General features: G+C 59.3%; 19 protein-coding genes. 13 read left to right on the forward strand and 6 right to left on the reverse strand.

Features of this window, described 5'->3' with window-relative positions:
- The first annotated feature begins 4 nt into the window (after positions 1-4).
- The 6 genes from AB4N98_RS18660 (at position 5) to AB4N98_RS18685 (ending at position 6,688) form a co-directional block, all read left to right on the forward strand.
- Positions 5-1,291, forward strand: a complete 1,287-nt coding sequence (locus tag AB4N98_RS18660; protein ID WP_017529153.1) for an ABC transporter substrate-binding protein — start codon at positions 5-7, stop codon at positions 1,289-1,291.
- A gap of 104 nt (positions 1,292-1,395) precedes the next feature.
- A complete protein-coding gene (locus tag AB4N98_RS18665) occupies positions 1,396-2,304 on the forward strand; it encodes a carbohydrate ABC transporter permease (RefSeq protein ID WP_003175732.1) in 909 nt (302 codons plus the stop codon).
- Positions 2,297-3,142 carry a carbohydrate ABC transporter permease gene (locus AB4N98_RS18670; RefSeq protein ID WP_003175731.1) on the forward strand — a complete coding sequence of 282 codons (846 nt, stop codon included), beginning with the start codon at positions 2,297-2,299 and terminating at the stop codon, positions 3,140-3,142. The genes AB4N98_RS18665 and AB4N98_RS18670 overlap by 8 nt, the downstream gene beginning before the upstream one ends.
- 2 nt (positions 3,143-3,144) lie before the next feature.
- Entirely contained in the window at positions 3,145-4,305 is a 1,161-nt protein-coding gene (locus AB4N98_RS18675; protein WP_003175730.1) for an ABC transporter ATP-binding protein, read from the forward strand.
- Between the two features lie 87 nt (positions 4,306-4,392).
- A complete protein-coding gene (locus tag AB4N98_RS18680) occupies positions 4,393-5,739 on the forward strand; it encodes a carbohydrate porin (RefSeq protein WP_017529152.1) in 1,347 nt (448 codons plus the stop codon).
- 103 nt (positions 5,740-5,842) lie between these two features.
- On the forward strand, positions 5,843-6,688 hold the full coding sequence (locus AB4N98_RS18685) for a D-hexose-6-phosphate mutarotase (protein ID WP_065876696.1): 846 nt from the start codon (positions 5,843-5,845) through the stop codon (positions 6,686-6,688).
- 58 nt (positions 6,689-6,746) lie between these two features.
- On the opposite strand, the gene AB4N98_RS18690 is transcribed toward AB4N98_RS18685, so the two are convergent.
- Positions 6,747-7,607 carry a MurR/RpiR family transcriptional regulator gene (locus AB4N98_RS18690; protein WP_169875662.1) on the reverse strand — a complete coding sequence of 287 codons (861 nt, stop codon included), beginning with the start codon at positions 7,605-7,607 and terminating at the stop codon, positions 6,747-6,749.
- A 219-nt stretch (positions 7,608-7,826) separates the two neighbouring features.
- Here AB4N98_RS18690 and zwf point away from each other — a divergent pair, with 219 nt between their 5' ends.
- Genes zwf through AB4N98_RS18705 form a run of 3 tightly spaced genes read left to right on the forward strand, consistent with a single transcriptional unit; the run spans position 7,827 to position 10,676 of the window.
- Complete coding sequence (zwf, locus tag AB4N98_RS18695; protein ID WP_460148858.1) at positions 7,827-9,293, forward strand: glucose-6-phosphate dehydrogenase; 1,467 nt, start codon at positions 7,827-7,829, stop codon at positions 9,291-9,293.
- Positions 9,280-9,993 (forward strand): 6-phosphogluconolactonase, encoded by a 714-nt coding sequence (gene pgl / locus AB4N98_RS18700; RefSeq protein WP_065876698.1) that lies wholly within the window; start codon positions 9,280-9,282, stop codon positions 9,991-9,993. The genes zwf and pgl overlap by 14 nt, the downstream gene beginning before the upstream one ends.
- Positions 9,994-10,010: 17 nt before the next feature.
- Positions 10,011-10,676, forward strand: a complete 666-nt coding sequence (locus tag AB4N98_RS18705; protein ID WP_026067364.1) for a bifunctional 4-hydroxy-2-oxoglutarate aldolase/2-dehydro-3-deoxy-phosphogluconate aldolase — start codon at positions 10,011-10,013, stop codon at positions 10,674-10,676.
- Between the two features lie 142 nt (positions 10,677-10,818).
- On the opposite strand, the gene AB4N98_RS18710 is transcribed toward AB4N98_RS18705, so the two are convergent.
- Both AB4N98_RS18710 and AB4N98_RS18715 read right to left on the reverse strand, forming a co-directional pair.
- Positions 10,819-11,994: an aminotransferase class V-fold PLP-dependent enzyme gene (locus tag AB4N98_RS18710; RefSeq protein ID WP_065876699.1), complete on the reverse strand. Its 1,176-nt coding sequence runs from the start codon at positions 11,992-11,994 to the stop codon at positions 10,819-10,821.
- 14 nt (positions 11,995-12,008) lie between these two features.
- Positions 12,009-12,245 carry a DUF3820 family protein gene (locus tag AB4N98_RS18715; protein WP_017529145.1) on the reverse strand — a complete coding sequence of 79 codons (237 nt, stop codon included), beginning with the start codon at positions 12,243-12,245 and terminating at the stop codon, positions 12,009-12,011.
- A 206-nt stretch (positions 12,246-12,451) separates the two neighbouring features.
- On the opposite strand from AB4N98_RS18715, the gene AB4N98_RS18720 reads away from it, so the two are divergent.
- Complete coding sequence (locus AB4N98_RS18720; protein ID WP_017529144.1) at positions 12,452-12,919, forward strand: ferritin-like domain-containing protein; 468 nt, start codon at positions 12,452-12,454, stop codon at positions 12,917-12,919.
- Positions 12,920-13,056: 137 nt separating this feature from the next.
- On the opposite strand, the gene AB4N98_RS18725 is transcribed toward AB4N98_RS18720, so the two are convergent.
- Positions 13,057-13,527, reverse strand: coding sequence for a MaoC family dehydratase (locus tag AB4N98_RS18725; RefSeq protein WP_065876700.1), 471 nt, complete (start codon positions 13,525-13,527; stop codon positions 13,057-13,059).
- Positions 13,528-13,584: 57 nt separating this feature from the next.
- Positions 13,585-14,529, reverse strand: coding sequence for an alpha/beta hydrolase (locus tag AB4N98_RS18730; RefSeq protein WP_017529142.1), 945 nt, complete (start codon positions 14,527-14,529; stop codon positions 13,585-13,587).
- A gap of 212 nt (positions 14,530-14,741) precedes the next feature.
- Between AB4N98_RS18730 and fadD2 the strand changes: the two genes are divergently transcribed.
- The gene (fadD2, locus tag AB4N98_RS18735; RefSeq protein ID WP_068937290.1) at positions 14,742-16,430 is read left to right on the forward strand and encodes a long-chain-fatty-acid--CoA ligase FadD2; all 1,689 of its coding nucleotides are present in this window, start codon (positions 14,742-14,744) and stop codon (positions 16,428-16,430) included.
- Between the two features lie 383 nt (positions 16,431-16,813).
- Positions 16,814-18,505 (forward strand): long-chain-fatty-acid--CoA ligase FadD1, encoded by a 1,692-nt coding sequence (fadD1, locus tag AB4N98_RS18740; protein WP_017529140.1) that lies wholly within the window; start codon positions 16,814-16,816, stop codon positions 18,503-18,505.
- Positions 18,506-18,562: 57 nt separating this feature from the next.
- On the opposite strand, the gene AB4N98_RS18745 is transcribed toward fadD1, so the two are convergent.
- On the reverse strand, positions 18,563-18,940 hold the full coding sequence (locus tag AB4N98_RS18745; protein ID WP_017529139.1) for a hypothetical protein: 378 nt from the start codon (positions 18,938-18,940) through the stop codon (positions 18,563-18,565).
- Between the two features lie 200 nt (positions 18,941-19,140).
- Here AB4N98_RS18745 and AB4N98_RS18750 point away from each other — a divergent pair, with 200 nt between their 5' ends.
- Complete coding sequence (locus AB4N98_RS18750) at positions 19,141-19,326, forward strand: CsbD family protein (protein ID WP_017529138.1); 186 nt, start codon at positions 19,141-19,143, stop codon at positions 19,324-19,326.
- Positions 19,327-19,458: the final 132 nt, after the last annotated feature.

The following is a 19,458-nucleotide window of genomic DNA, read 5'->3' on the forward strand; positions in this document are numbered from 1 at the left end:
TCAGATGAACGCGATTAATCGCCTCGCCGTAGCTATTTCCGTTGCCTCGTTGTTCCCCCTCAGTGCATTTGCCGCCGACTCCAAAGGGACGGTTGAAGTTGTGCATTGGTGGACCTCGGGTGGCGAAAAAGCGGCTGTAGATGTCCTGAAGGCCCAAGTTGAGAAAGACGGCTTCACCTGGAAAGACGGTGCCGTCGCAGGTGGCGGCGGCGCCACGGCCATGACCGTGCTCAAAAGCCGCGCGGTCGCCGGCAACCCGCCAGGCGTTGCCCAGATCAAAGGCCCCGACATCCAGGAATGGGCGTCCACTGGCCTGCTCGACACCGACGTCCTGAAAGACGTGGCCAAAGAAGAAAAATGGGATTCCCTGCTCGACAAGAAAGTCTCCGACACCGTGAAGTACGAAGGTGACTACGTGGCCGTGCCGGTGAACATCCACCGCGTGAACTGGCTGTGGATCAACCCGGAAGTCTTCAAGAAAGCCGGCATCACCAAGAACCCCACCACCCTTGAAGAATTCTACGCAGCCGGCGACAAGCTGAAGAAAGCGGGCTTCATCGCGCTCGCCCACGGTGGCCAGCCATGGCAGGACAGCACTGTGTTCGAAGCGGTGGTTCTGTCGGTGATGGGCGCTGATGGCTACAAAAAAGCCCTGGTCGACCTGGATAACGGCGCTCTGACCGGTCCGGAAATGGTCAAGGCCCTCACTGAGCTGAAGAAAGTCGCGACCTACATGGACGTCGACGGCAAAGGCCAGGACTGGAACCTCGAAGCGGGCAAGGTCATCAACGGCAAGGCCGGCATGCAGATCATGGGTGACTGGGCCAAGTCCGAATGGACCGCCGCCAAGAAAGTCGCGGGCAAGGACTACGAGTGCGTAGCGTTCCCTGGCACCGACAAAGCCTTCACCTACAACATCGACTCCCTGGCGGTGTTCAAGCAGAAAGACAAAGGCACGGCTGCCGGTCAGCAGGACATCGCCAAAGTCGTGCTGGGTGAGAACTTCCAGAAAGTGTTCAGCATCAACAAGGGCTCGATCCCTGTGCGCAACGACATGCTGAACAAAATGGATTCCTACGGCTTTGACTCCTGCGCCCAGACCGCCGCCAAGGACTTCCTGGCAGACGCCAAGACCGGTGGCCTGCAGCCGAGCATGGCGCACAACATGGCCACCACCCTGGCTGTGCAAGGTGCGTTCTTTGACGTCGTGACCAACTACATCAACGACCCGAAAGCCGACCCGGCCGACACTGCCAAGAAACTGGGCGCTGCGATCAAGTCCGCCAAGTAACACCGTTGTAGGAACCCGGCTTTTGGAGTGAGGGAGCAAGCTCGCTCACCCCACGAGCCGGCCCCTGCAAGCTGTAGTCCTTTTTCTCTGTATTGGATTTTCCCATGAGTTCTGTTGCTGTGTTCAGCAAAGCCTCGCCGTTCGATGCACTGCAGCGCTGGCTACCCAAACTGGTGCTGGCGCCCAGCATGTTCATCGTGTTGGTGGGCTTCTACGGCTACATCCTGTGGACGTTCGTGTTGTCGTTCACCACCTCCACATTCCTGCCGAGTTACAAATGGGCGGGCCTTGCGCAATACGAGCGGTTGTTCGACAACGATCGCTGGTGGGTGGCGAGCAAGAACCTGGCGCTGTTTGGCGGCATGTTCATCGGCATCACCCTGGTGATCGGCGTGACGCTGGCGATTTTCCTCGACCAGAAAATCCGTCGCGAAGGCTTTATCCGCACCATTTACCTGTACCCGATGGCGCTCTCGATGATCGTCACCGGTACCGCCTGGAAATGGCTGCTCAACCCAGGCATGGGCCTGGACAAACTCCTGCGTGACTGGGGCTGGGAAGGTTTCCGCCTGGACTGGCTGATCGATCCGGACCGTGTCGTTTACTGCCTGGTGATCGCGGCTGTGTGGCAAGCCTCGGGTTTTATCATGGCAATGTTTCTCGCTGGCCTGCGTGGTGTTGATCAATCGATCATCCGTGCGGCCCAGATCGACGGCGCGAGCCTGCCGCGCATCTACTGGAGCGTGGTGCTGCCCAGCCTGCGTCCGGTGTTCTTCAGCGCGGTGATGATCCTGGCGCACATCGCCATCAAGAGCTTCGACCTGGTGGCGGCAATGACCGCCGGTGGCCCGGGCTACTCGTCCGACCTGCCTGCCATGTTCATGTACTCGTTCACCTTCAGCCGTGGCCAGATGGGCATGGGGTCGGCCAGTGCAATCCTGATGCTCGGTGCGATCCTCGCGATCATCGTGCCTTACCTCTACTCCGAGCTGAGGACCAAACGTAATGACTAGTCTCGCTTCCAAACCTGCCATCAGCCTGAGTCGCATCGCGATCTACGCGGTGCTGATTCTCGCGGTGCTGCTGTACCTGGTGCCGCTGGTGGTGATGTTGCTCACCAGCTTCAAGACCCCGGAAGACATCACCACCGGCAACCTGCTGAGCTGGCCGACCGTAGTCACCGGCATTGGCTGGATCAAGGCCTGGGATACGGTGGATGGTTACTTCTGGAACTCGATCAAGATCACCGTTCCGGCCGTGCTCATCTCCACCGCCATCGGTGCGCTGAATGGCTACGTGCTGTCGTTCTGGCGTTTCCGCGGTTCGCAGTTGTTCTTCGGCTTGCTGCTGTTCGGCTGCTTCCTGCCGTTCCAGACCGTACTGCTGCCGGCGTCGTTCACCCTCGGCAAGATGGGCCTGGCCAGCACCACCACGGGCCTGGTGTTTGTGCACGTCGTCTACGGCCTGGCGTTTACCACGCTGTTCTTCCGTAACTACTACGTGAGCATCCCGGATGCGCTGATCAAGGCGGCACGCCTGGACGGTGCGGGCTTTTTCACCATCTTCCGTCAGATCATTCTGCCGATGTCGACCCCGATCATCATGGTCTGCCTGATCTGGCAGTTCACCCAGATCTGGAACGACTTCCTGTTCGGTGTGGTGTTCTCCAGCGGCGACTCCCAGCCCATCACAGTGGCGCTGAACAACCTGGTCAACACCAGCACCGGGGCCAAGGAATATAACGTGGATATGGCGGCGGCGATGATCGCCGGGCTGCCGACCCTGCTGGTCTATGTGATCGCAGGCAAGTATTTCGTGCGCGGCCTCACGGCCGGCGCGGTCAAGGGGTAATCATGGCTACGCTTGAACTTCGCAATGTAAACAAGACCTATGGCGCCGGCCTGCCCGACACCTTGAAGAACATCGAACTGTCGATCAAGGAAGGCGAATTCCTGATCCTGGTCGGCCCATCGGGCTGTGGTAAATCCACGCTGATGAACTGCATCGCCGGCCTGGAGACTATCACCGGTGGCGCGATCATGATCGGCGACCAGGACGTGAGCGGCATGAGCCCCAAGGATCGTGACATCGCCATGGTGTTCCAGTCCTACGCGCTGTACCCGACCATGAGCGTGCGCGAGAACATCGAGTTCGGCCTCAAGATCCGCAAGATGCCGCAAGCCGACATCGACGCTGAAGTGGCGCGCGTGGCCAAGCTGCTGCAGATCGAGCACCTGCTCAATCGCAAGCCGGGCCAACTCTCCGGTGGTCAGCAACAGCGGGTGGCCATGGGCCGTGCGCTGGCGCGTCGCCCGAAGATCTACCTGTTCGACGAACCGCTGTCCAACCTCGACGCCAAGCTGCGCGTCGAGATGCGCACCGAAATGAAGCTGATGCACCAGCGCCTCAAGACCACCACGGTTTATGTGACCCACGACCAGATCGAGGCGATGACCCTGGGCGACAAAGTGGCGGTGATGAAGGACGGCATCATCCAACAATTCGGCACGCCGAAAGAAATTTACAACGACCCTGCTAACCTATTTGTGGCAAGCTTTATCGGTTCACCACCCATGAACTTCGTTCCCATGCGCCTAAAACGCAAAGACGGTCATTTGGTTGCGCTGCTCGACAGCGGCCAGGCCCGTTGCGAATTGCCGCTGAGCATGAACGACACGGGCCTGGAAGACCGCGATGTGATCCTGGGCCTGCGCCCGGAGCAAATCGTGCTGGCGACGGGGGAAGGCAATGGGTCGTCGAGCATTCGTGCCGAAGTCCAGGTCACCGAGCCCACCGGCCCGGACACCCTGGTGTTCGTGCAGCTCAATGACACCAAGGTGTGCTGCCGTCTTGCACCGGACGTAGCACCCCAAGTGGGGGAGACGCTGACCCTGCAATTCGACCCGGCCAAGGTCTTGTTGTTCGACGCCAACACCGGCGAGCGCCTGGGCACCGCTTCTTCATTGCCCGCACAGGGGCATGCCGACAATGTGGCCCAATTCAAGGGTCGCTGAAGCAGGTAACGTATTGTTTTAATTGAAAAAAATGTAACCCGCGTTAGATAAAAACAGTTTAATAACAATAAAGACGAGGATGTAGGGATGAAAAAGCAACACAACAACACCCGGCTGATCTGCCAATTGTCAGCGGCAGCAGCCCTGGTATTGTCCGCCAATGCGATGGCGGCCGATGCATTCAGCGCCGATTCCAAGTGGATGACCGGCGATTGGGGCGGCGAACGTACCAAGCTGATCGAGCAAGGTATCGACATCAAGGCTGACTACGTAGGGGAGATGGGCTACAACGCCCACGGTGGCTTCAACGACGACAAGACCGGTCGCTACTCCGACCAGTTCGGTCTGGGCGTGGCACTGGACCTGCAAAAACTGTGGGGCTGGGACAACACCCAAGCCAAGATCCAGTTCACCAACCGTAATGGCCAGAACATTTCCAACGACCGCATTGGCGACCCGCGTGCCGGCACGCTGAGTTCGTCCATGGAAGTCTACGGTCGTGGCCACATGGTGCGTCTGACCCAGTTCTGGATCCAGCACCAGATGTTCGACAACAAACTGGATGTGAAACTCGGTTACTTCGGTGAAGGCGAAGACTTCAACACCTTCCCGTGCGACTTCCAGAACCTGTCGTTCTGCGGCTCCCAGGTCGGTAACTACGTGAACACCTGGTACAACTGGCCGGTCAGCCAGGCGGCGATCCGCGTGAAGTACAACATCACGCCAGAGCTGTATGCGCAAATCGGTGCCTACAACCAGAACCCATCGCAGCTTGAACACGGCAACGGCTTCAAGCTCAGCGGCAGCGGCACCAAGGGCACCGTGATTCCGGTGGAATTGGTCTGGTCGCCGAAGGTTAATAACCTGCCGGGCGAATACCGTGTGGGTTACTACAAGAGCGCGGCCGATGCTCCGGATGTACGTGAAGACGTCAACGGCGGCAATGCTGTCCTCACTGGCGCAGACTTCCGTACCCGCAGCAGCAAGAAAGGCTACTGGTTCGTTGCCCAACAGCAACTCACCACGCATAACGGCGACGCTTCCCGTGGTCTGAACATCGCGGCCAACGCGACCTTCCACGACAAGGAAACCAACCTGGTCGACAACTATCAGTCGCTCATGCTGGTGTACAAAGGCCCATTCGATGCGCGTCCAAAAGACGACGTCGGCATTGGCGCCGCGCGCCTGCACGTCAACAACGACGTGAAGAAAAACGCCGAACTGCTCAATGCCGCCAATGGTGTCAGCGATTACGACAACCCGTTGTACACGCCGATCCGCGAAACCGAATACAACTTCGAAATCAACTACGGCTTCCACGTTACCAACTGGCTGACCGTGCGTCCCAACCTGCAGTACGTCGTGCAACCTGGCGGCGTGGATAAAGTCGACAACGCGTTGGTGGCTGGCCTGAAAATCCAGTCTACGTTCTAACGCTGTTGCGATAAGCTCCTTCTCTCTGTGCGCATTTTGCGGGTAGCCATGGCTATCCGCTTTTTTTTGGGTGGCACTGTGAAGATATTCAGGACCGTGGCACATGCATGAGCAACCGCTGCAACGCTTTTTCAAATCCCTGCGCGAGCGTCCGGTGTTTGCCTGGGAGCGCTTTCAGATGCGCGACGTGTTGGTGATCGACCATCCGCTGTGCCAGGCGGTGTTCAGTCGTCAGGGCGCGCAACTGCTGCATTTTCAGCCCCGTGGCCAGAAACCATGGCTGTGGTGCGCGGCCAAGTGGCCGCAAGTCGGCGCCATACGGGGTGGCGTGCCGGTGTGCTGGCCGTGGTATGGCCGCCACCCCAGCGAGAATGCCTGGCCGTCCCATGGTTGGGCGCGCTTGATCGACTGGAAACTGCTCGACAGCAGCACCGACGACGAAGGCGTGCGCCTGCACTGGCAATTGCAGCTGTGCGATTGGCAGGTGGACTTGCATGCGCACCTGGGCGAAACCCTGGAGCTGCGCCTGAGCACCGAGCATCAGGACGAGTTGCCGTGCCAGTTGAGCCATGCTTTGCACGCTTACTGGCGTATTGGTCACGTCGACGAGATAGCGCTGTCTGGGCTCGACGGCGCTCAAGGTTATGACCAGCTCAATCGTCAGGCTTGCCAGCAGGAAGGCGAATTGCGGGTGGACGGTGGGTGCCAGCGGGTATTCCAGCATGAGGGTGAGTTACACCTCAAGGACCACGCCTGGCAGCGCGAACTGTGTATCGACACCGGCGACAGCGCTGACACCGTGGTATGGCATCCTGGCAGCCGGCCGCTGTTGGGCGTCAGTTTCAACGAGGCGTCGGGGTTTGTGTGCGTGGAGTCGGCGATGGCCGGTGCCAGTTTGGCGCCGGGGGAGAGGGCGCACCTGAGTTTGCAGGCGAGAGCGGGGGTTTAGCGGTGCGACGATTCGACTTGCCCCCGATAGGGCCAGTGAAGCCAACACACAGGCCGGCTTAGTTGAACTCATCCCCAACCGGATACCGGCTGTCATTCAAACTCTCTTTGATCTTGCGCAAATGCGGCTGGAAATCCACCCCGCGACGCAAGGTCATGCCGGTGGCCAGCACGTCCAGTACCGTCAGCTGGATGATCCGCGAAGTCATCGGCATGTAGATGTCGGTGTCTTCCGGCAACGGAATATTCAGGCTCACTGTACTGGCCTTGGCCAGCGGCGAGTTCTCGGCGGTCACGCCCAGCACGGAGGCACCGTTTTCGCGGGCGATACGGGCTACTTCCACCAGTTCACGCGTACGCCCGGTGTAGGAAATAATCACGAACAGCTCGCCGGTATGCGCCACCGACGCGATCATGCGCTGCATCAGCACGTCGGCATGGGCGGTGACCGACAGGTTGAAGCGGAAGAATTTGTGCAAGGCATCCATCGCCACCGGGGCTGAAGCGCCCAGGCCGAAGAAGTGGATCTGCCGCGCCTGGATCAACAGGTCCACGGCCTTGCTGATAAGGGCGGGGTCCAGCGCCTGGCAGGCACTGTCCAGGGAGGCGATGGCGCTGCCGAAGATCTTCTGGGTATAGGCCTCAGGGTTATCATCGGCCTCCACGGCGCGGCTGACATAGGCCGCGCCACTGGCCAGGCTTTGCGCCAGTTGCAATTTGAGTTCAGGGTAACCGCTGACGCCGAACGAACGGCAGAAACGGTTGACCGTCGGTTCACTGACCGACGCGGCTTGGGCGAGAGCGGCGATAGAGAAGCGGGTCGCCTGCTGCGGGTTGAGCAGGATGACCTCGGCGACTTTTTTCTCGGCCTTGTTCAATTCTTCGAGGCGGTTCCGGATCTGTTCCAGAAGATTTCGCACGCGGTCCATTCAGTCTTTCCTTCGGGCGACGATGCAAATAAAGGGCGGCAGCCAATCGACGAGTGGCTTTTCGCGGTGGCCTATCCTACTGAGGGTAGCTGAACACCACCACTCGGAATGCGCATTTCGGCAAAATGTTGTGGTTATTACTACATTTTTCCTTGAGTGATACCTTGAAAAAAGGTATTTGTAGCTTAACTTGATAAAAGAACAAACATCATGCCTTTGATAACCGTAGAACCCTGCACCTTTGCCCTGTTTGGCGCCTTGGGTGATCTGGCGCTGCGCAAGTTATTTCCTGCCCTCTATCATCTCGATGGCGCCGGGCTGCTGCACGACGATACGCGCATCCTGGCCCTGGCCCGTGAAGCCGGCTCCGAGCAACAGCACCTGGCCCATATCGAAAAAGAACTGCGCAAATACGTCGGCAAAGAACTGGAAGAGACCATCGCCCAGCGGTTCCTGGCGCGCCTGACCTACGTACACGTCGACTTCATGAAGGCCGACGATTATGTGGCCTTGGCCGAAATAGCCGGCACCGAGCAATGCCTGATCGCCTACTTCGCCACGCCAGCGGCGGTGTACGGGGCGATCTGCGAGAACCTGTCCAAGGTCGGCCTGGCGCAAAACACCCGCGTCGTGCTGGAAAAGCCCATCGGTTCGGACCTGGAGTCCTCGCGCAAGGTCAACGACGCCGTGGCGCAATTCTTTCCGGAGAACCGCACCTACCGCATCGACCACTACCTGGGCAAAGAGACCGTCCAGAACCTCATTGCCCTGCGGTTCGCCAATAGCCTGTTCGAAACCCAGTGGAACCAGAACTACATTTCCCACGTGGAAATCACCGTGGCCGAGCAGGTCGGTATCGAAGGCCGTTGGGGTTATTTCGACAAGGCCGGCCAACTGCGCGACATGATCCAGAACCACCTGCTGCAACTGCTTTGCCTGATTGCCATGGACCCGCCGGCCGACTTGTCCGCCGACAGTATCCGTGACGAGAAGGTCAAGGTGCTCAAGGCCCTGGCGCCCATAAGCCCGGATGGCCTGACCACCCAGGTGGTACGCGGCCAGTACATCGCCGGCTACAGCGCCGGCAAACCGGTGCCGGGTTACCTGGAAGAAGAGAATTCCAATACCCAGAGCGACACCGAAACCTTCGTCGCGCTGCGGGCCGATATCCGTAACTGGCGTTGGGCCGGGGTGCCGTTCTACCTGCGTACCGGCAAACGCATGCCGCAAAAACTGTCGCAGATCGTTATCCACTTCAAGGAACCGTCCCACTACATCTTCGCCCCCGAGCAGCGCTTGCAGATCAGCAACAAACTGATCATTCGCCTGCAGCCGGATGAAGGTATCTCCTTGCGTGTTATGACCAAGGAACAGGGCCTGGACAAGGGCATGCAACTGCGCAGCGGCCCACTGCAACTGAATTTTTCCGACACTTATCGCAGCGCGCGCATCCCCGATGCGTACGAGCGTTTGCTGTTGGAAGTGATGCGCGGTAATCAGAACCTGTTTGTTCGCAAAGATGAAATCGAAGCCGCGTGGAAATGGTGTGACCAGTTGATCGCCGGGTGGAAGAAATCCGGTGACGCGCCCAAGCCGTATGCGGCGGGGTCTTGGGGGCCGATGAGCTCCATTGCACTGATCACGCGGGATGGGAGGTCGTGGTATGGCGATATCTGAATTGAAACTGCCTCAGGGCGTAACGGCCCATGAGTACCGTTCGCCGGTGCTGCTGGCGGAGGGCCTGGCCAATGACGTGGCCGAGCAATTGCGCGTGGCCATCAGCGCCCGTGGCGAAGCGACCCTGGTGGTGTCCGGTGGCCGCAGCCCCGTGGCGTTTTTCCAGAACCTGGCCAAGCAAGGCCTGGACTGGTCAAAGGTCACCATTACCCTGGCCGATGAACGCTGGGTGCCGGTGGAGCACGCCGACAGCAATGCCGGTTTGTTGAAGCAGCACCTGTTGCAAGGCCCGGCGGCCAAGGCCAGGTTTTTGAGCTTGTACAGCGCGACGCCAACCCTTGAAGACGCTGCCGAGCAGGCCGATCGCCTGCTGGCCGAACTGCCGGCCATTGATGTGCTGGTGCTGGGCATGGGCGATGACGGCCACACCGCTTCGCTGTTTCCCAACAGCCCGAACCTCGCCGAAGCGCTGAAGGCCGACGGTACCCGCCGTTGCTGGCCGATGCTGGCGCCGACCGTGCCGCATCAGCGCCTGACCATGAGTCGCGCGTTGCTGGCCACGGCCAATTACACCGTGCTGTCGATTTCCGGCAGTTCGAAGTTGACCACCTTGAGCGCGGCCCTGGCCAGTGACGATGTTGCGGCCATGCCGATTCGCGCGTTTTTGCAACCTACATTAGAGATTTACTGGTGCCCATGAGCCAAGGATCAGCCGCTATGAAAAGCCCACAACCGACCGTGTCCATGGCGGATAAAGTTGCCCTGATCGACAGCCTCTGCGCCAAGGCGCGGATCCTGCCGGTGATCACCATCGCCCGTGAACAGGACATTTTGCCGCTGGCCGATGCCCTGGCAGCCGGTGGCTTGACCGCATTGGAAGTGACCCTGCGTTCCGAGTTCGGCCTCAAGGCCATCCAGGTGTTGCGTGAGCAGCGCCCGGAACTGTGCACCGGTGCCGGCACTGTGCTCGACCGCCATATGCTCGAAGCGGCTGAAGTGGCAGGCTCGCAATTTATCGTCACCCCCGGCATCACCCGCGACTTGCTGGAAGCCTCGGTACACAGCCCGATCCCATTACTGCCGGGCATCAGCAATGCCTCCGGAATCATGGAAGGCTATGGCCTGGGCTACCGCCGCTTCAAGCTGTTCCCGGCCGAAGTCAGCGGCGGCGTTGCCGCAATCAAGGCCCTGGGCGGCCCGTTCGGCGAAGTGAAGTTCTGCCCGACCGGCGGCGTCGGCCCGGCCAATATCAAAAGCTACATGGCGTTGAAAAACGTGATGTGCGTGGGCGGTAGCTGGATGCTGGACCCGGAGTGGGTCAAGAACGGCGACTGGGCCCGCATCCAGGAAGTCACCGCACAGGCGCTGGCGCTGCTCGATTGAGCTGATTTATCGAATCGTTGTTGCTGTGCTTAACGGCATTTTTGCGGTGCACTTGGTCGGTGTACCGCTTTTTTTTGCCTGTAAAAAATCGCGACAGCGCCACAAAACCGAAGGTGGGAAGGGGCGAGCCCCTCCCACATTTTCAGCGTGTGTTTAGCTGGGTAATGGCGTCGACCAGCACACTCATGTCTGCCGCCGATGTCAGCAACCCCGGCGTCACCCGAATGCAGGTACCGAACGCCGCTCCTGTTCGCGTCGTGGTAAACAGGCCGTACTCCTTGAGCAACCGATCCACCATGACTGGCTGATCGCGCCCCATGAACTTGAACGCGGTGATCCCGCAATAAAGCCGCGGATCATCCGACGTCAGCACCTCGATCCCTTCCAACGGCCGTACCCGGCTCACCCAAAGGTCGCGCAGGTAATTGACCCGCGCCCCCTTGGCCGCCGCGCCGCCCAATGCCCGATGTTCTTCAAACACCAGCGGAAGGGTCATCAGCGCCGGAAAATTCGGCGTGCTGTAGGACGTACGTGCGCGTACATCGGTGGCGGGGTAGTGGAACTCGCCCATATCCGGGTCGATATCGGCCAAGCGCTCGGGAGCGATATAGAGAAAGCCGAGCGTCAGCGGCGCGCCAATCCACTTGTGCAGGTTGAAGCCGGCGAACTGGATACCCAAGTCGGCCAGGTTGAACTCGATTTGGCCCAGGGCGTGGGCACCGTCGAGGATCACATCGATGCCATGCTCGCGAGCGGCCTTGGCAATCGCCGCAACCGGCATTACCAGACCGGTGCGGTGGGTGACGTGGGTCAGCGCCATCAGCTTTAAACGCGGGTGCTGGGCGAAGGCATCGCGATACGTCTGCACCAGGCTGTCGAAACTCGCCGGGTGCGTGTGGGACAGTTCGACTACTTCGACCCCGCGAACATCCGTCAGCCAGCGCATGGCGCCTTTGACCGTGTCGTACTCCAGGTCACTGATCAACACTTGGTCGCCCGGTTGCAGACGGTTGTAGTTGCGGATCAGCGACTGCAAGGCTTCGGTGGCATTGCGCGTGAAGGCGACGGACTCCGGGTCGACATCGATCAACCCGGCCAGTTGGCGTCGGATCTCGACGTTTTCGCCGGTCTCGAAGCGTTGGCGCACGTGCAGCGAATTGCTGCGGTTGATAAACGCGACGTGGTCCAGGTACTGCGCCTGCACCGGACGGCTCATGCGCCCGAAGTAGCCGTTTTCCAGATTGATCGGGCCCGGTTCCACGTCATAGCACCGGGCGATGGCCTGCCAGTGATCTTCGTTATCTGCGTTCCTTGGCATGGCGGGGCTCTTAGTCAATGGCGAGGGGCTGGTTTGCCGTGTTTCGCGCGTAGCGGTTCAAGTAATTCGGCCAGGCCGTTGTGGTCGATTTCCTGCATCAACGCCAGCAAACCACCCAGCTCGCCGTGGGGGAAACCTTCGCGGGCAAACCAGTTCAGGTAAGGCCCCGGCAGGTCGGCGATGATCCGGCCCTTGTATTTGCCGAAGGGCATTTGGCGGGTGATCAGTAGTTCGAGTTTTTCGGGGTTCATGGGGATCGGCCGCTTGCGTCGAGACCTTGGAAAATACAGGCATTCTGCATGAAGGCCAAATGACAGATCATGCAAATAACGTACATACAGATGGTTCAATAATTCATAAATTATTGAAAATTAAAAGGAAAATAATTTTTCAAAACCTGGCATGAGCGCTGCAATCATCTAGGCAACCTTCCTCAACCCACATAAGGAATTGAAAAATGACTGACATCAATAAAGAATCGATCTCTGTACTCAACGACCTGATCGAGACCAGCATCGACGGCCAGAAGGGTTTCAAGGAATGTGCCGAAGACATCAAGCACCCAGAACTCAAAGCGCTGTTCGCCAAGCGCTCCGCTGATTGCGCGACTGCCGCTGCCGAACTGAAAACCGCTGTGCGTGCATTGGGTGGTGATCCGGAAGATTCCGGCAGCGTCGCCGGCGCACTGCACCGTGGCTGGGTCGACGTGAAGTCGATGGTGACCGGCAAAGACGAAGAGGCTGTGCTGAACGAAGCCGAGCGCGGTGAAGACCATGCACTCAAGGCTTACCGTGAAGCGATCGAGAAGATCAACCAGCACAACCTGCTGGGCATTCGTGACCTGGTTGAGCGCCAGTACCATGGCGCACAGCGCAACCATGATCAGGTAAAAGCCCTGCGTAACCAGGCACGCGCTCAGTCGTAAGCCCTACGCAGTAAAAAAATCTGGGAGGGGGCTTGCCCCCGATGGCAGTGGTTCAGTCACCGATAAAGTGCCTGACCTACCGCGATCGGGAGCAAGCCCCCTCCCACATTTGTTGTGTGTTGATGATGAAAGTGCAATCAACCAATGCTGATCGGCGGCAGTTCGGTCAGGGTCACGACTTGCTGCTTGCGTGGCGCGAGGATCTCGGCCTCGCCATCCACTACCAGTTCATCGCGCTGGTTGAACACACGGGTGGCGATGCGTACGCGAAACTTCGGCAGTTTTTCAAGGATTTCCAGGCGCACGGTCAGGGTGTCGCCGATCTTGACCGGTTTTTGAAAGCTCATCTGCTGGCCAATATAGATGGTGCCCGGCCCAGGCAGCTCGCAGGCCACGGCTGCACTGATCAACGCGCCGCTGAACATGCCATGGGCGATACGCTCCTTGAACAGGGTGGCCTTGGCGTATTCGGCATCCAGGTGCACCGGGTTGTGGTCGCCGGACATGGCGGCGAACAACTGGATATCGCGCTCTTCGACGGTCTTGCTGTAGCTGGCGGTCTGGCCGACTTCGAGGGCTTCGTAAGGGGTATTGGTTACCTGGGTCATCTAAAGGTGCATCCTGTGGCTAATCGGTAATTTAACAGGCTGATTTTTAAGCGGAATTTATTCGCAGTGGACCGGCCTGCGCAGGGTCAGGGCCTGGTCGAGCCACGTCAGCACATCCGCGGTGACTTCATCGCGGTTGGTTTCGTTGAACACTTCGTGACGCGCCTGCGGGTAGATATTGAGTTGCAAATGCTGACAGCCGGCCTCACGCAGGGCGGTGGCCAGACTGTTGAGACGCTTGCCCTCACTCACCGGATCACATTCGCCGCCTATGACCAGGATCGGCAGGCCCGGATCGATCTGCGCGAGGTTGGACGCTTTGCTGATTTGCTGCAAGCCGCCGAGCAAATCGACCCACAGTTGGTTGGTGCAGCGAAAACCGCAAAGCGGGTCATTGATGTACTTGTCCACCTCTGCGGGGTCGCGGCTGAGCCAGTCGAACGCCGTGCGGTTGGGCTTGAACGCTTTGTTAAACGAGCCGAACGACAGGAACTCGATCAGCGCGCTGCGACCGCGCAAACCCTGGCGCACACGCTCGGCGCGGGCGATCACGCGGGCGGCGCGGTATAGCGCCACCGGCTGGAAATTCGACCCACTGAGAATCGCCCCGTGCAGGCTGGCGCTGTGGTGCAACAGGTAGGCCTGGGCGATGTAGCTGCCCATGCTGTGGCCCAACAATATGATCGGCAACCCTGGGTGCTGCTGGCCAATGTGCTGGTTGAGACTCGCCAGGTCGCCCACCACTTTGTTCCAGCCATCCTCCTCGGCGTACAACCCCAGCGTGCCTTCATCGGCGGTGCGGCCGTGGCCACGCTGGTCCGGCGCATACACACCATAGCCGGCGGCGCACAGGGCCTTGGCCAACCGCGCATAGCGCCCGCTGTGCTCGGCCATGCCGTGGGACAGCATGACCACCGCATGGGCCGGCTCGTCGGGCATCCATTGATTGACGTACAGGCGGCTGTGGTCATTCGCGGTCAGCCAGTGGGTGCTGTGGTTCATGACGCGTCCTTTCTTCAAGGTTGCTCGGGGGTCGTTGCAGTGTATAGCTCATCTGCCAGAGGGCGGGGTATCTGCCTACGCGTCAGGGACAAGATTCATACAATCAATGACACGATTGAGTGTATTTGCCTGTTTGGCTATAGCTGCTAACGTCCCCAAAGCTCCGCTTTTTATAAGCGGCCGGACACCTTCAGGTACAGAGGACAAGAATAATGCAACCTGATTTCTGGAATGACAAACGCGCGGCGGGGGTTCCCAATGCCATCGACCTCTCGGCCTACAAGTCGGTGATCGAGGTCTTCGAGCGTTCCTGCAAGACCTTTGCCGACCGTCCGGCGTTCAGCAACATGGGCATTACCCTGACCTACGCCGAGCTTGAACGCCAGAGTGCGGCGTTCGCCGGCTACCTGCAACAGCACACCGACCTCAAGCCCGGCGAGCGCATCGCCGTGCAAATGCCCAACGTGCTGCATTACCCGATTGCCGTGTTCGGCGCCCTGCGCGCCGGCCTGATCGTGGTCAACACTAACCCGCTGTACACCCCGCGCGAGATGCGCCACCAGTTCAAGGACGCCGGCGTGCGTGCGCTGGTCTACCTCAACCTGTTCGGTTCGCGGGTACAGGAGGTGTGCAACGATACCGAGATCGACTACCTGATCGAGGCCAGGATGGGCGACTTCATGCCCGCCGCCAAAGGCTGGCTGATCAATACCGTGGTCGACAAGGTGAAGAAAATGGTCCCGGCCTATCACCTGCCGCGCGCGGTGTCGTTCAAGCGCGCGCTGCGCATGGGCGCCGGCCTGGGCGTAACGCGCCATCCGGTGAGCCTGGATGACATCGCCGTGCTGCAATACACCGGCGGCACCACCGGCCTGGCCAAGGGCGCGATGCTCACCCATGGCAACCTGGTGGCGAACATGCAGCAGGTGCGTGCCTGCATGTCGCAAACCGGCGAGGACGGCCACCCGCTGATCAAGGAAGGGCAGGAGGTGATGATCGCGCCGCTGCCGCTTTACCATATCTACGCCTTCACCGCCAATTGCATGTGCATGATGGTCTCGGGCAACCACAACGTGCTCATCACCAACCCCCGGGACATCGGCGGGTTTATCAAGGAGCTGAAAAAGTGGCGCTTTACCGGGCTGCTGGGGCTCAACACGCTGTTTGTGGCGTTGATGGACCACCCCGACTTCAAGAGCCTGGATTTCTCCCACCTCAAACTCACCAACTCCGGCGGCACCGCACTGATCAAGGCCACGGCCGAGCGCTGGGAGCAACTGACCGGCTGTGCGATTGGCGAGGGCTACGGCCTGACGGAAACCTCGCCCGTGGCGAGTACCAACCCCTATGGCAACAAATCGCGCCTCGGCACCGTGGGCATTCCGGTGCCGGCCACCGCGATGAAGGTGATTGATGATGATGGCGTCGAGTTGCCCCTGGGTGAACGCGGCGAGTTGTGCATCAAGGGGCCGCAGGTGATGAAGGGCTACTGGCAGCAGCCGGCCGCCACCGCCGAGGCTCTGGACGCGGAAGGCTGGCTCAGGACTGGCGATATCGCGGTGATTGATGAGGATGGTTTTGTACGGATTGTCGATCGCAAGAAAGACCTGATCATCGTCTCCGGTTTCAATGTGTACCCCAATGAAATCGAAGACGTGGTGATGGCTCACCCGGGGGTGGCCAACTGTGCGGTGATCGGCGTGCCGGACGAACGCACGGGCGAGGCGGTGAAGCTGTTCGTGGTGGCGCGTGCCGAAGGCGTGAGCCTTGAAGAGCTCAAGAGTTACTGCAAGGCCAACTTCACGGGCTATAAGGTACCCAAGCAGATTGTGCTGCGCGATTCGTTGCCGATGACGCCGGTAGGGAAAATTTTGCGGCGTGAGCTGCGCGACATCGCCTGAGTTGAAATAGATTCAAAATGTGGGAGAGGGCTTGCTCCCGATGGCGGCGTTCAGTCACCAACTGTGTGACTGACCCACTGCCATCGGGAGCAAGCCCCCTCCCACATGTGTTTTATGTTGTGCTGAAAGCCTTATTCCAGAGCCTCTCGCTGAGGCATTTCGGCTTTGTTTAAAGTGTGACCAAATATTGTAGGACAGTCATGATAGTGACTGTGGGGCCCTCGTTTGGCTCTAGTCGGCCCTTGGCAAAGCTGCTACTCTCGGCGCGCTTTGTGACGTCTAGGCCTGCTTGAAAGCGCCAGATTCACCTTAAAAAAACATACACCAATAATAATCGCATCAAATGCGATGATGAATTCGCGTCGCTGAGGAGTGGGCTTTCCATGCACGAAGACTTTTGGAAGGATAAGTACCCCGCCGGGATTGCTGCAGACATCAATCCAGACGAGTATCCAAATATTCAGGCGGTACTGAAGCAGTCCTGCCAGCGCTTCGCCAACAAACCGGCTTTCAGCAACCTGGGCAAGACAATCACCTACGGTGAGTTGTACGAATTGTCCGGCGCCTTCGCCGCGTACCTGCAACAGCACACCGACTTGAAGCCCGGCGACCGAATCGCCGTGCAACTGCCCAACGTCCTGCAATATCCCGTCGCCGTGTTCGGTGCCATCCGTGCCGGCCTGATCGTGGTCAACACCAACCCGCTGTACACCGCGCGGGAAATGGAACACCAATTCAACGATTCCGGCGCCAAGGCCCTGGTCTGCCTGGCCAACATGGCGCATCTGGCGGAAAAGGTCGTGCCCAAGACCGCCGTCAAGCACGTGATTGTCACCGAAGTCGCCGACCTGCTGCCGCCGCTCAAGCGCCTGCTGATCAACAGCGTCATCAAGTACGTGAAGAAAATGGTCCCGGCGTACCACTTGCCGCACGCGATCAAGTTCAACGATGTGCTCGCCAAAGGCCATGGCCAGCCGGTCAGCGATGCCAGCCCGGCCAGCAGCGAAGTGGCGGTGCTGCAATACACCGGCGGCACCACCGGCGTGGCCAAGGGTGCGATGCTCACCCACCGCAACCTGGTCGCCAACATGTTGCAGTGCAAGGCACTGATGGGCTCCAACCTCAACGAAGGTTGCGAGATCCTGATCACGCCGCTGCCGCTGTATCACATCTATGCCTTCACCTTTCATTGCATGGCGATGATGCTGATCGGCAACCACAACATCCTGATCAGCAACCCGCGTGACCTGCCGGCGATGGTCAAGGAACTGTCCAAGTGGAAGTTCAGCGGCTTTGTCGGCCTTAACACGCTGTTTGTGGCGCTGTGCAACAACGAAGCCTTTCGCAAGCTGGATTTCTCCGCGCTCAAGGTCACCCTGTCGGGCGGCATGGCCCTGCAACTGGCGGCCGCCGAACGCTGGAAAGCCGTGACCGGCTGTGGCATCTGCGAAGGCTACGGCATGACCGAAACCAGCCCGGTGGCCACGGTCAACCCGATCCAGCATATCCAGCTTGGCACCATCGGCATTCCGGTGCCCTCGACCCTGTGCAAGGTCATCACCGATGACGGCGTCGAGTTGGCCCTGGGGGAAGTCGGCGAGCTGTGCGTCAAGGGCCCGCAGGTGATGAAAGGCTACTGGCAGCGCCAGGACGCCACCGACGAGATGCTCGACAGCGAAGGCTGGCTGAAGACCGGTGATATCGCGATCATCCAGCCGGATGGCTACATGCGCATTGTCGACCGCAAGAAGGACATGATCCTGGTCTCGGGCTTCAACGTGTACCCCAACGAGCTGGAAGACGTACTGGCCACCCTGCCGGGCGTGCTGCAATGCGCGGCCATTGGTGTGCCGGACGAAAAGTCCGGGGAGCACATCAAGATCTTCATCGTGGTCAAGCCGGGCGCCACCCTGACCAAGGAGCAGGTGATGGAACACATGCGCGCCAACGTCACCGGCTACAAGGTGCCCAAGGCCGTGGAGTTCCGCGATGCGCTGCCGACCACCAACGTGGGCAAGATCCTGCGGCGTGAGTTGCGTGATGAAGAGTTGAAGAAACTCGGCCTTAAAAAGTAACCCGGTCCAAATGTGGGAGGGACGGTGCGCCCCTCCCACATTTTTTGTCCTGTGTGCTTACAGAGCGAACTGCGCGAAGCTCACACCCGCACCCGCCGGGCGTACATCCTTCAAGAACGAATCCTTGTCCGCGCTCAGCTCCAGGGTGATCTCCGGGCTGCGCTTGCCCGCGTTACGCACCACCAAGCCTTCGAGCTTCTCACGCAGGAACGCCGTCGGCACCTTCAGGTGCAGCAACTGGTCGGACTCGGCGTTGTGCATCAACAGGTGAATCCACTCGTACTGGCCGACGGCAATACGGCCTACCGGCAGGTCGAACCACCAGATGTTGCGTTTGCGGTCCAGGTCGGTGAAGTGGCAGTTGTTGACGCCGAGTACGGCACCGCCCAATTCCTGGTTTCTGCGGGCGATGGCCTGTGCTTTATTGAGTTTCATAACCTTCCTACGGGATCTGTTATTCAGCGTTATAGCCTGAATGTGCCGGGCATTCTCGTGGGTTGGCCACAAAACATAAAGCCAAACCTGCCGCTTTCGATGAAATGCCTGCCGCAAAATAATTGAAACTCTGTCGAACGGCCTCGGGTCAATCGCTACGCAATGACCAAAACCTTTGATTGTTCCTTCGGAGAAATACCATGAGCAGCACATCGGATAAGGCAAAAGGTTTGGCGAACGAAGCAGCTGGCAACATCAAGCAAGGCGTCGGCAAAGTCACCGGCAACGACAAGCTGCGCGCGGAAGGTGTGATCCAGGAGAAGAAAGGCGAAGTGCAGCAAGCGGTCGGCGATACCAAAGATGCGGTAAAAAAAGCCACCCGGTAAATCGATATGCCGGCGGTCTTGATGCAGCGCTGCGGCCATCCACGGATGGCCGTTTTTGTATCGGTTACTGCAACTAAACTTTCGAAATTGTTTCAAAGTCGCCAAATGGGCTACTTTGATGTAGAAAACGGC

Source organism: Pseudomonas sp. S3_E10 (genome assembly GCF_054667615.1).

Bases quoted from the DNA above. Each gene is read 5' to 3' on its own strand.
- AB4N98_RS18725 (WP_065876700.1), bottom strand. From the start codon at position 13,527: ATGACCCAGGTAACCAATACCCCTTACGAAGCCCTCGAAGTCGGCCAG.
- fadD2 (WP_068937290.1), top strand. From the start codon at position 14,742: ATGCAACCTGATTTCTGGAATGACAAACGCGCGGCGGGGGTTCCCAAT.
- AB4N98_RS18750 (WP_017529138.1), top strand. From the start codon at position 19,141: ATGAGCAGCACATCGGATAAGGCAAAAGGTTTGGCGAACGAAGCAGCT.
- AB4N98_RS18685 (WP_065876696.1), top strand. From the start codon at position 5,843: ATGCATGAGCAACCGCTGCAACGCTTTTTCAAATCCCTGCGCGAGCGT.
- AB4N98_RS18705 (WP_026067364.1), top strand. From the start codon at position 10,011: ATGAAAAGCCCACAACCGACCGTGTCCATGGCGGATAAAGTTGCCCTG.
- AB4N98_RS18745 (WP_017529139.1), bottom strand. From the start codon at position 18,940: ATGAAACTCAATAAAGCACAGGCCATCGCCCGCAGAAACCAGGAATTG.
- AB4N98_RS18710 (WP_065876699.1), bottom strand. From the start codon at position 11,994: ATGCCAAGGAACGCAGATAACGAAGATCACTGGCAGGCCATCGCCCGG.
- AB4N98_RS18720 (WP_017529144.1), top strand. From the start codon at position 12,452: ATGACTGACATCAATAAAGAATCGATCTCTGTACTCAACGACCTGATC.
- zwf (WP_460148858.1), top strand. From the start codon at position 7,827: ATGCCTTTGATAACCGTAGAACCCTGCACCTTTGCCCTGTTTGGCGCC.
- fadD1 (WP_017529140.1), top strand. From the start codon at position 16,814: ATGCACGAAGACTTTTGGAAGGATAAGTACCCCGCCGGGATTGCTGCA.
- AB4N98_RS18680 (WP_017529152.1), top strand. From the start codon at position 4,393: ATGAAAAAGCAACACAACAACACCCGGCTGATCTGCCAATTGTCAGCG.
- AB4N98_RS18670 (WP_003175731.1), top strand. From the start codon at position 2,297: ATGACTAGTCTCGCTTCCAAACCTGCCATCAGCCTGAGTCGCATCGCG.
- AB4N98_RS18675 (WP_003175730.1), top strand. From the start codon at position 3,145: ATGGCTACGCTTGAACTTCGCAATGTAAACAAGACCTATGGCGCCGGC.
- AB4N98_RS18660 (WP_017529153.1), top strand. From the start codon at position 5: ATGAACGCGATTAATCGCCTCGCCGTAGCTATTTCCGTTGCCTCGTTG.
- AB4N98_RS18730 (WP_017529142.1), bottom strand. From the start codon at position 14,529: ATGAACCACAGCACCCACTGGCTGACCGCGAATGACCACAGCCGCCTG.
- pgl (WP_065876698.1), top strand. From the start codon at position 9,280: ATGGCGATATCTGAATTGAAACTGCCTCAGGGCGTAACGGCCCATGAG.
- AB4N98_RS18715 (WP_017529145.1), bottom strand. From the start codon at position 12,245: ATGAACCCCGAAAAACTCGAACTACTGATCACCCGCCAAATGCCCTTC.
- AB4N98_RS18665 (WP_003175732.1), top strand. From the start codon at position 1,396: ATGAGTTCTGTTGCTGTGTTCAGCAAAGCCTCGCCGTTCGATGCACTG.